The sequence below is a fragment of the Saccharothrix texasensis genome, assembly GCF_003752005.1.
In the GTDB taxonomy this organism is placed as follows: domain Bacteria; phylum Actinomycetota; class Actinomycetes; order Mycobacteriales; family Pseudonocardiaceae; genus Actinosynnema; species Actinosynnema texasense.
Genome location: NZ_RJKM01000001.1, coordinates 7118298 through 7131613, shown reverse-complemented (window position 1 = coordinate 7131613; position 13316 = coordinate 7118298). Strand labels below are relative to the sequence as shown.

Here is a 13316-nt window from a genome sequence, read left to right as displayed (position 1 = left end):
CGTCGTCACGGCGCGGCGGGCCGGTCGGGCGGTGGTTCGAGGGATTTCCACGTCAGCTCGGGCAGCGGGCCGCTGGTGATGTCGAGGTCCGCGCGGGCGGCGGCGTAGAACTCGTTGCGCAGCCGCATGGCGCTCCGGTAGGCGTCGGTGAACGAGGACGGGTCGGGGTCGTCCCCGCGCACGACGTGCTCCAGCCGCCACACCTGCTCGCTCCACGCCCGTGCGGCGGAGATCGTGGCCGGCTCGCCGAGGAGCAGGACGGTCTCCCACCGCGAGGCCCGTTCCGTCTCCGCCTCCGCGAGGTCCGCGAACGCGGAGTCGAGGTCAACGGGCTGCCCCGTGGCCAGCAGCCCCTTGGTCTCCGCGATCCGGCGGCACAGCCGGACCATGCGCTTGACCGCGTTGGCGTACTCGGAATACGCGAGGAGGCGCTTGTCGTCCCACCGGGCCGACTGCGCTCGTCGCCAACGGGTCCGCTCGGTGGTGGAGGTGACGACGAACGTCGCCGCCGAGCCGAGCAGGACACCCACGATGGTCAACACCTGCGCGACGATCGGGTTCACCTGTCACAGCCTGCCGGCTGCCCGGCCGGACCGGGACGCCGAACCTGCGGCCCGCCCCCGACGCGACCGCACGCCGGGCCGGGCGTGCGCCGATCAGCCGATGGTGACCACCCTGGCCCACGCGGGTGGCGCGTCCGGCACGTAGTCGGGGTCGTCCTCCCCCGACCGGCCCGGGCGGGCGAACAGGCCCACGACGGTCCGGCAGGCGGGACGCGCGCCGGGCCACGGCGTCTGCCCGTCGGTCAGGGCGACGACCACGTCGGGGCGGGGGTTGCCGCGCAGCGCCTCGGCGAAGCCGGATCTCAGGTCCGTGCCGCCGCCGCCCACGAGCGGGATCCCTTCGGCACGACACAGCGGATGGGCGACGTGGGCGGCGGCGTCGCACGACAGCACCGAGACCAGGTCGCGTCGACCTCCCACCGCGTGGGCGATCGCGGCGATCTCGCCGATCGCGCCGCCCAGCTCGTCGTCGCTCACCGACGCGGAGGTGTCGACGACCACGCACACCCGGGGCGGCCGGCGGCGCAGGCTCGGCAGGACGACCCCGGGCAGGCCCGCCGACCGGCGCGAAGGCCTGCCGTAGGTGTAGTCCTCACCCACCCCCGGGCCGGACACCGCCGACCGGACCGCCGCTCCCAGGAGCTCGCGCCACGGCTGCGGCGGGTGGAAGGCCTCCCGCGCCCACCGCTGCCCGCCCTGCGGCACGTCGCCCGGGCGTGCGTTGAGGCCTTGGGCCACCCGGAACCGGACGGCGTCCCGTTCCAGCGCGCTGAGCCCGTGCGCGCCGCCCGGCCCGGGGTCCCACTCCCGCTCCAGCCCGTCGGCGCCGCTGCCGCAGGGCGGGCAGCCGAACGCGTCGGTGTGCGGCCCCAGCCGGAACTTGCGCAGGTACTCCTCCATCGGCCGCCCCTCGGGCAACCTGAGCGCGGCCGGCTTCCGCGGGCTCGGTCACATCTTCCCGCCGGCTCGCGTCATACCGACGACGACCAGGTGCCACCCGCGGTCGTCGGACCGGACCCGGAGGGAGAGCAGGATGCTGACCGATCGAGCTGGTGCTGTTCGTCGTCCTCGACCTACCGCTGCCCGCCACGGCGTCGTCGAAGGGTTGCCGCGCGGGGTGGACCCCGGCGTGCGGCTCACCGTCGACACCCCGGCGGCGAAGTCGTCGAGATCACGGTCGTCACCGACCTCGTCAAGCCCGCGTCGACGAACCTGGCTGCTCCACGGTGATCGTCGAACGCCCCGCCACCTCGGCGACGGGGCGTTCGACGGTCAGCGAGCCGTCAGCAGGCTCAGCAGGCCATCAGACGGCCGTGCGCGACCACTGCTGGTTGGTGCCGGTGTTGCAGGTGTACTGCTTGAGGACCACGCCGTCGGCGGTGGAGGCGGCGGGCACGTCGACGCACTTGCCGCTGTGCCGTGCCTTGAGCTGGAAGTAGCTGCCGTTGGCGACCAGCTGGAACTGCTGGTTGGTGCCGGTGCCGCAGGTGTACTGGACGATCTCGGCCCCGTCGGCGGTGGAGGCGCCGACCACGTCGAGGCACTTGCCGCTGTGCCGGCTGACGATGCGCCAGTAACCGCTGCCCGCGTCCTGGAACTGCCACTGCTGCCAGGCGTTCCCGCCGTAGGTGTACTGGCCGACGCGCACGCTGTTGTCGGCGGTCGCCTGCGGGAGGCCCATGGTCTTGCCGCTGTGGCGGACGTCGATCCGGTAGTCGGTCACCGGCGGGGTCGTGACGCTGTCGCCCCAGGCGTAGCGGAGCCGGTCGGCCCCGGAGGCGTTGCGGACGGTCAGGTCGAGGGTGGTGCCGCTGCCGCTCAGCGAGTACATCGAGTACCAGTCATAACCGATGGTGCCGGGCTTGCCGCCGATCGCGGGCCAGTACGTGCCGCCCATCCGGTTGTCCCGCATGACCTGCGCGATGGCGCGGATGTAGCGCACGAAGTTGTCGGAGCTGTTCGCGTCGGCGTAGTTCAGGCCGGTGGACATGGGCGCGCCGAACTCCGTGGCGACCGCACGGGAAGCGCAGTTGCCCAGCCGCGTCTGGATGTGGCTGCGGAACTGGTCGTAGGTCATGGCGCCGTAGAAGAACGCGTAGTGGTGGAAGGACAACAATGTCGAGTTGAAACGGCTGTCGTTGCACACGTCCCGCAAATCCTGGCTGAACCCGGTGCCGCCGATGAGCACGCGACCCGGCACGGCGGAGGTGTGGTAGCTCAACCAGTTCGCGGCGACGTTGCGCCAGTCCGCCGAGGAGTAGCCGTGCGGCTCGTTCATCGGCTCGAAGTACACGTTGCCGTTGGCCCCGTAGGTGTTGGTCACGCTGGACCACATCGTGTTCCACGCCGCCAGGTTCGTGATCCGACCGCCCGAGGCCGCCCCGTCCTCCCAGTAGGCCAGGATCACCTTGAACCCGCGCTCGGTGGCCGCGTCGATCGCGCCGCGGTAGGCGTTCCACCACGTCGTGTTGGCCACCGTGTGCGTGTTGATCGGCAACCGCACGGTGTTCACGCCCAGCGTCGCGGCCATGTCGTCGTACAGGGCGTTGGCCTTGGCCCGCACCGTCGCGTTGCTGTCGGACTGGCTCAGGCCCTGCACCACGAGCGTGCCGGTGCTGAAGTTGTCACCCAGCACCGCCCAGTTCACGCCGCGGAACTGGCTGGTGGCCGCACCGGCCGACGGCGCGGTGACCACCAGCCCGACCGCCGCGGTCACCGCGGTCACCGCGGTCACCGCGAGGGCGATCAGGGACCTCCGCATTGAGGTCGCGATCAGTGTCATGGAACGTCCAATCCCTAGGTCGGGGTTCTGCGTCGAACCACCCGGCACGGCTCGCAGGTCCGACTGCCGGGCCGGTCGCGCGGGCGATCCGGCGGGCAGGCGTCCTGCACAGGTCTTGGGAAGTCGAGGAGTTCCCGAACACGCAGACCACCCCGGAAACGAGCCAATCGTGCACGTTCGGTATTGTTTGATTCTGTTGCCTGAGAGTGTCCCGACCTCTCTATGCCGTGTCAAGAGGCCATCTCAACCACGGCAATCGAACATTCACCGCCAAATCGGCAACGTTCACTAAAAAACCGCTCAACATCGATCACACCCCCGAGAACCCCGGGCCGCACCCCCGACGAAGCCGATCAACTCACACCCCAAGTCCACAAAGGACCGCCCGGCACCATCCCGCCGGCGTCAACAAACCCCCACCCGACGCGACAACGGCCAACACCTCGACCCACACGTCGGCGTCACCCCCGCACCCGACCCCACCGTGCCCAACTTCCATCACCACTGAACCCTTCCCAGCCTGGTGGCGCGAGCTGCGGTTCGCAGTGGAGACACGGCGAAGCTCCTACCCTCCCGCGATCGACCTGTCCAGTTCGCACCTTCAGTTCCTCACCCACCAGCTGACCGCGCACCGTCATCGGATCGGCACTAGGCGGCGCAAGCTCGACCCGGCCGCCACGCCCTGTTGGTGCCGGCGCATCTGCGCTGCAGCGACACCTACACCCGTCTCGCCCCCAGGTTCGGCATCGGCCTGGCCACCGTCTGCCACTACATCCACGAAGCCGTCCGACTCCTGACCACCCTCGCACCGAACCTGGCCGAAGCCGTGAAAGTCGCCTCAGCACAAGGCCCACGCCAGCCTCGACTGCGCCCTGCCACCCATCGACCGCATCGCATCCGACCCGGCCGGACACCTGCCCCGGACCTCGCCCGCACTGCCCTGCTCGACCCACGACCCGCACTCACGCCCGCATCCGCGCACTGGGCGAACGAGCGGTCTCCACCCTCAAGAACTCGCGGCTACTGCGCCGACTCCGCTCCTCCACCATCCCCATCACCGACCTGACCCGAACCGTCCTCGCACTACACCTCAACGCCGAATGAGGTTGAAGAGGGCTCACTGACAGGACCGGCACCCTCGACCACAATCGTGGCATCCCGATGCGGACCTCGGCGATCCCTCGGCCGAGAGCGCAACAGCCCTGCGCGAGCTGGACCATCCCCGAAGTCGCTGCGAGCATCGCCCCGAAGCCGGGGCGCACTGACTGCCACCTCACCCACCCCGCATCTTCTTCCCGAGTGCCACTTGCCGGAGAAAGATCATCGCCCTCCGTCCGACCACGCCGTGGCGACGACCTTCGCCGACCGCCAGACGCCACCTGACGCGCTCAAAGGGAGACAGAGTCACTCGCAGCGGGTGACTCCGCCTCTCATCCGACTTCAGGTTCCCGCGTCAACGCCAGCCGCACGGGAAAACGGTGCTGAACTGCGAAAATGCTTAATCATGTCATTCGTGGCGAATCGTCATCGTCGCAGGCGCACGACTGCTGTGTTCCGAGGGGAGTCGAGCGGCATCGTCATCGGCGACGGTCTCGATCGCCACGTCGATGTCCGGTCCGACGCGACCGGTGTCCGGGCAGGGCCGGCCCTGGATCACCACTATGTTCTCCAGCCGCCAGCAGGACCTTCCGTGTCCTCCTCGACGTGAGCGGAGAGCAACTCCACCGGGCAGCACGCCGCGGCCTTCGCCCGGAGTGGATACGACCAGAAGTCCGGCCGGACCTGAGAGTGTCCACAGGTGCAGCGAGCACCGAACCCAGCCTCGCCGGGTCGGTTTCCGGGCGCAAGACGACCTCGACACCCCTGCCGACACGAAGGCAAAGTCTTCTTCGATCCGCAGGTCGTCGACCCCGCCCGGGGAGTCGAAGCTGAACGTCACCGCGTAGTCGACGCGGCACTGGACGATGGACAACCCGGCACGGACAAGCGCCAAGCGTCATCTGTCCGGCCCGGTGCCGAGCTCCTCCGAGCCGAGCGTGGCCACCTCGACCCCCGGCTGTGGCGGCTTCTGTTTCCGGCGTCGGGCAAGCTGCGTCGGACTGGCGTCGATCCGCTCCCAGCGGGCTGCGGCATCCGTTGTGCGGCAGAGGATCGGGCGGATCTGACCCGCTGTCGATACCGCCATTGCCTTACAGGAGTGGGCCTTGCACTTCTCTTCGATGCAGTCGTGGCCCGGTCCTCTTGCGCTTCTCGATGTACTGCGTCTCGCTGGTGCGCGTCCACTCGTCCAGCGCGCAGGACAGCAAGACGCTCGACTCGGCGGAGCGCTGCTTGTTCACCCAGGTGTGGAACTCGGTGAGCTTGTCCCCGGCCTCGCGGCAGGCCGCGTCATCGTGACTGGGAATCGTGGCGGTGAGGTACCGGACCTGAAGCTGAAGTGAGTCGCCGCGCTCCCGGGTGTCGCCTCCGGGCGGCGCGCACCGGCGGCTCCGCCCATGTCACTCAGTGCGATCAAGACACCGTCATGGACAGAGATCATCAACTCTGCGTGATCTTCGGCCATCCGGCCCGATGAGGCCTGGTGCCCCCGGTGCGACTCGAACGCACACTGGACGGATTTTGAGTCCGCTGCCTCTGCCGATTGGGCTACGGGGGCCGGCGGGAGCACTGTACTCGATCAGGTCGCCCGGCCGCCGTTCGGGTCGGTGGCGGCCGGGCGGGGGGGTGGTCAGGAGCGGACCAGGCGGCTGATCGCGGCGGAGGCTTCGGCGATCTTCGCGTCGGCCACCTCGCCGCCCTCGGCCACGGCCTGGGCCACGCAGTGCTTCAGGTGCTCGTCGAGCAGCCCCAGGGAGACCGCCTGCAACGCCTTCGTCGCGGCGGAGATCTGGGTCAGCACGTCGATGCAGTACTCGTCGTTCTCGACCATCCGCTGGAGGCCGCGGACCTGCCCCTCGATGCGGCGCAATCGCTTGAGGTACGCGTCCTTGTCCGCCGTGTAACCGAGCATCGCTCCCGACCTTCCCTACCCTGGGCGGGTATCCGTGTCCAGGATAGGCCACTCGACCGGGTGTGACCGGCACCACGGGGTGACGCGGAGGGGGCCGCACATTTCGGCACGGTGCGGTTTGTGTCGCGAAATGACCCGTCCGGGGGCATCGGACACATTTTCCCGGCGAAAGGTTAGGCGATATTCCTCTCGTGCACTATGGTGTCGACCTAAGCGTGTGGCGCAGTAACAAGTCGAGGGCAGCACGCGCTATGCGAGCACACACGGAGGAACAGTGGCACAGCAGACCGTCGTCCAACTCATCGACGACCTCGACGGCAGCGAAGCCGCCGAGACCGTGACCTTCGCGCTGGACGGTGTGGAGTACTCCATCGACCTCTCCAAGGACAATGCGGACAAGCTCCGCGAGTCCCTGGCCGACTTCGTCGCCAAGGCGCGCCGCGCAGGTGGCCGCAAGCAGCGCAAGGGCACCGGCAAGAGCACGGTAAAGGCTGGTGACAAGGCGCAGGCCCAGGCCATTCGGGACTGGGCCCGCGCGCAGGGCCACCAGATCTCCGACCGGGGCCGCATTCCCCAGGGCCTGGTCGTGCAGTTCCAGGAAGCCCACGCTTCCTGACCGGCGCCGTTTTCCCCTGCGGTGGACTACCTCTGCCGCAGGGGAGAACAGCAGGTCAGGGCAGGGTGGAACGCCCTGGGAACGCCACGCCCGCCAGCCTGAGCAGGGCGGTCGCCTTGACCGCGGTCTCCTCGAATTCCTCCGCGGGGTCGGACAGCGCGATGACCGCGCCGCCGACCCCGAAACTCACCTTGTCGCGGTCCACCACCAGCGTCCTGATGACGATGCTGAAGTCGGCCGTTCCGGAGAGTGAGAAGTATCCGAGCGCCCCGGAGTAGACACCCCTGGGCCCGGCTTCCAGCCCGTCGATGATCTGCATTGTCCGGATCTTGGGCGCTCCTGTCATGGACCCGCCGGGGAACGCCGCCCTAACCACCCGTGCGGCCGAACTACCGGAACGCAGACGGGCCCGAACGGTGCTGACGAGCTGGTGCACTGTCGCGTAGGTCTCCACCTCGAAGATCCTGGGCACCTCGACGCTGCCGACTTCCGCGCAATGGCCCAGATCATTGCGGACCAAGTCCACGATCATGAGGTTCTCGGCGCGGTCCTTCGCGCTGGCAGCCAAGGCCGTGCGCAAAGCCCGGTCCTCGGCGGCGGTCGCCCCGCGGGGACGCGTCCCCTTGATTGGCTCGGATTCGACGACACCCTGTCGGTCGACCCGGATGAACCGCTCGGGTGAAGTGCTGAGCACGGAGAGCGCACCGAAACGGAGCAACGCCCCGAACGGCGCCGGGCTTTCCGCGCGCAGGAACCGGTAGGCGTCCCACGGGTCGAGGGGCCCGCGCCACGTCACCGTGTTCGTCAAACACACCTCGTAGGTCTCGCCCGCGGTGATGGCCTCCTGGCAAGCCGCCACCAGCTTCAAGTACTGCGAACGGCCGTGTCGCGGCTGCACGGAGCCCGCCCGGGCCGGGCGCGGCGCGGGCGTCGGGGGCGCGCTGAATTGGCGCAGGAAATCGGCCGTTCGGCCCAACCAGCCGTCCTCGTCGGACAACGCCAACAGGTAGACGCACCGGGAATCGTGGTCGAAAACCAGCGCCCGGTCGGCGAACACGAATGCCGCGTCGGGTTGCTCCGAACGGTGCGCCGCCGTGCCCCCGCATTCCGCCTTCAGCTCGTACCCGAGGTAGCCCACCCAGCCGAGCGCGAACTCGAACGGCACGTCCGGCGGGGCCACCCGCCACGCCGCCAGGTCGGCCTCCAGCCAGTCGAAGAACGGCCCGGGTCGCGTCACCCCGTCGACCGTCACCTCGCCGGTCCACACGTCGTACGTCGCCACGCGCGCCAGCGGCCCGGACGCGTCGCCCATCACGGAGAACCGGCCCCGGTCCCCGGTGAGGCTGCTGTCCAGCCAGAACGCGTCGTGGGACGCCCCGTACAGCGCCGCGTGGACGTCCTCCGGCGACGGGTGCACGTCGACCCGCCGCACCAACACCTCACGGACCGCCTCAGGCGCCGATTCAGGTGCGGAAGGGTCCGACTGAGCCGACTGAGCCGACGAGGCCGACACCGCCGGAGGAGCCACCGGCAGCACGGGCAGCACGGCGGCGCGCTCGGTCAGGTCGCGGAAGTTGGCCAGCAGCTGGTGGCCGTGCGACGTGCACACCGACTCGGGGTGGAACTGCACGCCCCAGGCGGGCCGCGACCGGTGCCGCACGCCCATCAGCACGTCGTCGGACGGCGCCCAGGCGATCGGTTCCAGCGACGGCGGCAGGTCCGACACGGCCAACGAGTGGTAGCGCACCACGGGCAGCGGCGACGGCAGGCCGGCGAACACGTCCACCCCGGTGTGCCGCACGTGGTCCACCACGCCGTGCCGGGGCGTGACCAAGCCCACGGACGCGCCGTGCGCGAGGCACAGCCCCTGGTGACCGAGGCAGACGCCCAGGAGGGGGATGTCGGCGTGCTCGACCACCGCGCGGCACAGGCCGAAGTCGGCCGCGCGCTCCGGCCGGCCCGGTCCGGGCGAGATCACCACGTTGTCGAAGCGCCGCAGGTCGGACAGCCGGAACCGCGGGTCGTCGTGGGTGATGACGACCGGTTCGCGCCCGTTCACCTGAGCCAGGTACTGGAAGAGGTTGAACGTGAACGAGTCGTGGTTGTCGATGAGCAGCGTCCGCATGGCAAACAGCACGGTACCTGCACAGACACCCGGTAGGAGGGAGCCGGAGGACCGCGGACGCCGAAGAGGCCGGGCGCGCGCGGCGCCCGGCCTCCCCGTCCCCGGTGGTGGCTCAGTCCAGGTGGAACTTGGGGTCCGCGGCCAGCGCCGCGAGCTGCGTCCCGGTCAACGCCGGCCGCGACAGCGCCGGGTGACCCGACTCCAGGAACTCGCTCGAGTACCCGACGGTCACCAGCGTGCCGTCCGGGTGCCGGTAGAACGCCGCGGAGTCCATCGTGTTGCTGTCGGCGTCCGGGGTGGCCCCGGTGACGAGGGCGACCTGCTTGCCGCCGACGTCGACCAGCGCACAGGCGCCGCCCTCGACCGGGTACGCGTACCTGGTCGCCGCCGCGCACCCGACGAGGTCGCCGAGCCGGGTGTTGCCCCTGGTCTCGACCTGGATGAACAGCTCGCCGACACCCGCCTCACCGGTGATCACGACCGGTGTGCGCGCGTCGTAGTTCCAGACCTCCAGGTCGCCCGCGTACTCGGCGAACTGCGCCTGGCGCCAGGTCATGGGCCCGTAGTCGGCGAAGCCGATCCGGGTCCGGTCCTCGGCCCTCACGCCGGGCGGCAGCGACGAGGCCAGGTCGTTGAGCAGTCGGACGCCCTTGTCGGCGCGCGGCCCGCTCGTGGCGGTCCGGTCGCTCTGCCCGTTGGGCCACGGGGTGCTCGTGTCGGACAACGGACGTCCGCTGGGCGGCAGCACGGTCGCCGACGGTCCCCCCGTCGGCAGCACGGTCGCCGACGGCCCTTCCGACGGTGGCCGGTCGGTCGGGGTGACCCTCGGCGCGGACTCCGACGGCTGCCCGCCCGCCACCTGGATGCCGGGACCGCCGCCGGTCAGGGTCGGCACCACCACGGCGCCGACCGCGATCGCCACCACCGCGAGACCCGCGACCGCGCCGCCCCAGGTGGCCTGTCGACGGCGCTGCGCGCGTCGGCCGCGGTCCAGCGCGGCCTCCGGGCTCATGGGCGGCGGCGGGCTGCTCGCCACCATCACTTCCTGCAACGCGCTCTTCAGCTCGTGCTCGTTCATCGCACCTTTTCTCCCTGCTGGGGGGTGATCAGGCCGCGCAGCGTCTGCAGCCCCCGCGCGGCCTGGCTCTTCACCGTTCCTTCGGAGCAGTCCAACGCCCTGGCGGTCTCCTCGACCGACAGGTCTTCCCAGTACCGCAGCACGAGCACGGCGCGTTGCCTCGGCGGCACCTTCGCCAGTGCCGCCAGCAGCACCAGCCGGTCCTCCGACGAGCCGCGCGTGACGCCCGCCACGTCGGCGGTCGTCTCGCTCACGCGTTCCTTGCGGAACCAGCCCCGGCGCAGTTCGGACACGAACGTCCGGACGAGGGTCTGCCGGGTGTAGGCGTCGAGTGCCTCGTGCCGGTTGATCCGCCGCCACGCCACGTAGAGCTTGGCGAAAGTGGTTTGGACCAAGTCCTCCGCACGGTGCCAGTCGCCGCACAGCAGGTACGCCGTGCCGCGCATGGCCTCGGACCGCGTCGCGAAGTACTCCGCGAACGCCGCGTCCCGATCACTCATCTGTCCTCCCCCGTACTGCGGTACGGGGTAATCACGCCCGCGGGCGGCCAGGGGGTTGCATGCCCGTCGCGGGATTCGTGGAAACTGGACGCACCACCACCGGGAGGCCCCGCCTTGTTCTTCTTCGTGCTGTTCGCGGTCGTGATGGGCGCGGCCCACTACTACATCTGGAAGCGCGCCGTGCGGGCCACGACGCGGCCCGGGCGTGGCCGCCGGATCGGCACCTGGGTCGTGCTGTTCCTCTACCTGCTGGTGATGTCGGCGTTGGCGGTGAGCAGGCTCGGCGAGTCGGGGTTCGTCGCCGCCGTGGCGTGGCCGGGGTTCATCTGGCTGGCGGGCGCGTTCTACTTCTCGTTGGTCCTGGGTGTGCTGGAGATCCCCCGGCTGGTGCTGAACCGCGCGGCGCGCGAGCACGAGGCGCCGGTGGCGGTCGGCGCGCCCACGGCCGAGGTGGAGCAGCCCGGGGCGGCGCTCGAAGGGCAGCCGGCGGACCCGGGCCGGCGGTTGTTCATCGCCCGGTCGCTGGCCGTCGCGGGCGGCGTGGCCACGGCGGGCGTCGTCGGCTTCGGCACCACGCAGGCGCTGGGCGACCCGGTGGTCAAGCGGGTGCCGGTGACGCTGGGGAAGCTCGACCCGCGGCTGTCCGGCTACCGGATCGCGGTGGTGAGCGACATCCACCTCGGGCCGCTGCTCGGCCGCGGGCACACCGAGCGGATCGTGCGGATGATCAACGAGCAGCGGGTGGACCTGGTCGCCATCGTGGGCGACCTGGTCGACGGCACGGTGGCCGCGCTGGGTGAGGCGGCGGCTCCGCTGGGCGACCTCGTGAGCACGCACGGCAGCTTCTTCGTCACCGGCAACCACGAGTACTACTCGGGGGTGGAGCCGTGGGTGGCGGAGCTGGAGCGGCTCGGGGTGAACCCGCTGCGCAACGAGCGGCTGCGGATCGAGCGGGCCGGCGCGTCGTTCGACCTGGCGGGGGTCAACGACGTCACCGGCGAGACGTTCGAGGACGGCCCCGACTACGCCCGCGCCCTGGACGGCCGCGACACGTCCACGCCGGTCGTGCTGATGGCGCACCAGCCGGTGGCGGTCCGCGAGTCCGCCAAGCACGGCGTGGACCTGCAGTTGTCCGGTCACACGCACGGCGGGCAGATGTGGCCGTTCCACCTCGCGGTGGGCTTGCAGCAGCCGGTGCGCAGCGGTCTGGAGACCGTCGACGGCACCCAGGTCTACACCAGCAACGGGGCCGGGTTCTGGGGTCCGCCGGTGCGCGTCGGCGCGGCGCCGGACATCTCCGTCGTGGAGTTGCGTCACAAGTTCGCCGGCTGATAGCGCATTTTCCGCCGCCAGCACCTAGAGTGGACCGCCGTGCCCGAACACGGTCGGACCGTGCCTGATCACGGTCGCGAAGGGGGACCCCTAGCGAGATGACGACGAGCTTTGCCGACGAACGGCTTCACGAGGCAATGGCTCGTATTCGTCGTTTCCTGGACCACGACCGGCCCGAGACTCCCTGCCTGGTCATCGACCTGCCGACGGTGCGGGACCGGTTCGCCGCGATCCGCGCCGCGCTGCCGCGGGTGGGGATCTTCTACGCGGTCAAGGCGAACCCGACACCCGACGTGGTCGGGCTGCTGGCCGCCGAGGGTTCGAGCTTCGACGTCGCGAGCCCCGCCGAGATCGACCTGTGCCTGGCCCGCGGCGCGGCGCCGGAGGCCGTCTCCTACAGCAACCCGATCAAGAAGGCGCGGGACATCGCGTACGCCCACGGGCGCGGTGTGCGACTCTTCGTGTCCGACAGCGAACAGGACGTGCGCGCCCTGGCCGAGCACGCGCCCGGCGCGTCCGTGCTGCTGCGGATCCTGGTCGACAGCAACGGTTCCACCTACCCGTTCGGCAAGAAGTTCGGCTGTTCGCCCGAGATGGCGACGGATCTGCTGCGGTTGGCCGCCGAACTCGGACTCGTTCCGCTCGGGGTGGCCTTCCACGCCGGGTCGCAGCAGCTCGACCCGAACGGCTGGGACGGCGCGATCGCCGACGCGGCCGTGATCATCGGGAAGCTGCGCGCCGAGGGGCTGTCGCCGACCACGGTCAACCTGGGCGGTGGCCTGCCCGCGGGCTACCTGGCGCAGCCGCCGCCGCTGGCCGAGTACGCCGCGGCCATCACCGCGTCGATCGCCCGCCACTTCGGCGACTTCACGCCCGAGGTGATGATCGAGCCTGGACGCGCTATCGTGGCGGAGTCCGGGGTGATCCGCTCAGAAGTGGTGCTGGTGTCCCGGAAGTCCTATTCGGACGAACGGCGCTGGGTGTTCCTCGACATCGGCCGCTACGGCGGCCTCGCGGAGACCGAGGGCGAGGCCATCGCGTACCCGATGGCGACCAGCCGCGACGGCGTGCCGCAGGTCGACGTGCCGGTCGGCCCGGTCGTGCTGGCCGGGCCCACGTGCGACGCGGACGACGTGCTGTACCAGAACACGTGCTACGAGCTGCCGCTGGAACTGCGCGCGGGCGACCACGTCGACCTGCTCGGCGCGGGCGCCTACACGGCCAGCTACTCGTCGGTGGCGTTCAACGGCTTCCCGCCGCTGGCCACCCACTGCGTGCGATGAGCACGCCCCCGCCTGTCCGCTGATGTG

11 protein-coding genes, 1 tRNA gene and 1 pseudogene are annotated in these 13316 nt (G+C 70.5%); 5 read left to right on the top strand and 8 right to left on the bottom strand.

Features of this window, described 5'->3' with window-relative positions:
* Window positions 1-5: 5 nt before the first annotated feature.
* From EDD40_RS31960 to EDD40_RS31950, 3 genes are all read right to left on the bottom strand, one after another.
* A complete protein-coding gene (locus EDD40_RS31960) occupies window positions 6-563 on the bottom strand; it encodes a hypothetical protein (RefSeq protein WP_246037959.1) in 558 nt (185 codons plus the stop codon).
* Between the two features lie 93 nt (window positions 564-656).
* Window positions 657-1463 (bottom strand): vWA domain-containing protein, encoded by an 807-nt coding sequence (locus EDD40_RS31955; RefSeq protein WP_123746226.1) that lies wholly within the window; start codon window positions 1461-1463, stop codon window positions 657-659.
* Between the two features lie 403 nt (window positions 1464-1866).
* On the bottom strand, window positions 1867-3324 hold the full coding sequence (locus EDD40_RS31950; RefSeq protein ID WP_211348272.1) for an RICIN domain-containing protein: 1458 nt from the start codon (window positions 3322-3324) through the stop codon (window positions 1867-1869).
* A gap of 566 nt (window positions 3325-3890) precedes the next feature.
* On the opposite strand from EDD40_RS31950, the pseudogene EDD40_RS44865 reads away from it, so the two are divergent.
* Both EDD40_RS44865 and EDD40_RS42010 read left to right on the top strand, forming a co-directional pair.
* Window positions 3891-4449 (top strand): annotated as a pseudogene (locus EDD40_RS44865) (helix-turn-helix domain-containing protein).
* Window positions 4450-5586: 1137 nt separating this feature from the next.
* A complete protein-coding gene (locus EDD40_RS42010; protein WP_170185261.1) occupies window positions 5587-5742 on the top strand; it encodes a hypothetical protein in 156 nt (51 codons plus the stop codon).
* A 182-nt stretch (window positions 5743-5924) separates the two neighbouring features.
* Here EDD40_RS42010 and EDD40_RS31940 read toward each other — a convergent pair.
* Together EDD40_RS31940 and EDD40_RS31935 are read right to left on the bottom strand one after the other, a co-directional pair.
* A tRNA-Leu gene (locus EDD40_RS31940) sits at window positions 5925-6001 on the bottom strand.
* Between the two features lie 72 nt (window positions 6002-6073).
* Window positions 6074-6355, bottom strand: a complete 282-nt coding sequence (locus tag EDD40_RS31935; protein WP_123746224.1) for a metal-sensitive transcriptional regulator — start codon at window positions 6353-6355, stop codon at window positions 6074-6076.
* Window positions 6356-6629: 274 nt separating this feature from the next.
* Between EDD40_RS31935 and EDD40_RS31930 the strand changes: the two genes are divergently transcribed.
* Window positions 6630-6971 carry a histone-like nucleoid-structuring protein Lsr2 gene (locus tag EDD40_RS31930; RefSeq protein ID WP_015104119.1) on the top strand — a complete coding sequence of 114 codons (342 nt, stop codon included), beginning with the start codon at window positions 6630-6632 and terminating at the stop codon, window positions 6969-6971.
* Between the two features lie 55 nt (window positions 6972-7026).
* Here EDD40_RS31930 and pabB read toward each other — a convergent pair whose 3' ends face one another.
* The 3 genes from pabB to EDD40_RS31915 form a co-directional block, all read right to left on the bottom strand.
* Window positions 7027-9096: an aminodeoxychorismate synthase component I gene (pabB, locus tag EDD40_RS31925; protein WP_123746223.1), complete on the bottom strand. Its 2070-nt coding sequence runs from the start codon at window positions 9094-9096 to the stop codon at window positions 7027-7029.
* 112 nt (window positions 9097-9208) lie between these two features.
* Complete coding sequence (locus EDD40_RS31920; protein ID WP_123746222.1) at window positions 9209-10174, bottom strand: hypothetical protein; 966 nt, start codon at window positions 10172-10174, stop codon at window positions 9209-9211.
* Window positions 10171-10674 (bottom strand): SigE family RNA polymerase sigma factor, encoded by a 504-nt coding sequence (locus EDD40_RS31915; RefSeq protein WP_123746221.1) that lies wholly within the window; start codon window positions 10672-10674, stop codon window positions 10171-10173. Before EDD40_RS31915 ends, EDD40_RS31920 begins: the two co-directional genes overlap by 4 nt.
* Window positions 10675-10788: 114 nt before the next feature.
* On the opposite strand from EDD40_RS31915, the gene EDD40_RS31910 reads away from it, so the two are divergent.
* Both EDD40_RS31910 and EDD40_RS31905 read left to right on the top strand, forming a co-directional pair.
* Complete coding sequence (locus EDD40_RS31910) at window positions 10789-12006, top strand: metallophosphoesterase (RefSeq protein WP_246037958.1); 1218 nt, start codon at window positions 10789-10791, stop codon at window positions 12004-12006.
* Window positions 12007-12143: 137 nt separating this feature from the next.
* Window positions 12144-13289, top strand: a complete 1146-nt coding sequence (locus EDD40_RS31905; RefSeq protein ID WP_246037957.1) for a type III PLP-dependent enzyme — start codon at window positions 12144-12146, stop codon at window positions 13287-13289.
* The last annotated feature ends 27 nt before the right edge of the window (window positions 13290-13316 follow it).

Excerpts from the sequence above, each read along its gene's own strand:
- EDD40_RS31955 (WP_123746226.1), bottom strand. The coding sequence starts at position 1,463 with ATGGAGGAGTACCTGCGCAAGTTCCGGCTGGGGCCGCACACCGACGCG.
- EDD40_RS31950 (WP_211348272.1), bottom strand. The coding sequence starts at position 3,324 with ATGCGGAGGTCCCTGATCGCCCTCGCGGTGACCGCGGTGACCGCGGTG.
- EDD40_RS31935 (WP_123746224.1), bottom strand. The coding sequence starts at position 6,355 with ATGCTCGGTTACACGGCGGACAAGGACGCGTACCTCAAGCGATTGCGC.
- pabB (WP_123746223.1), bottom strand. The coding sequence starts at position 9,096 with ATGCGGACGCTGCTCATCGACAACCACGACTCGTTCACGTTCAACCTC.
- EDD40_RS31920 (WP_123746222.1), bottom strand. The coding sequence starts at position 10,174 with ATGAACGAGCACGAGCTGAAGAGCGCGTTGCAGGAAGTGATGGTGGCG.
- EDD40_RS31915 (WP_123746221.1), bottom strand. The coding sequence starts at position 10,674 with ATGAGTGATCGGGACGCGGCGTTCGCGGAGTACTTCGCGACGCGGTCC.
- EDD40_RS31905 (WP_246037957.1), top strand. The coding sequence starts at position 12,144 with ATGGCTCGTATTCGTCGTTTCCTGGACCACGACCGGCCCGAGACTCCC.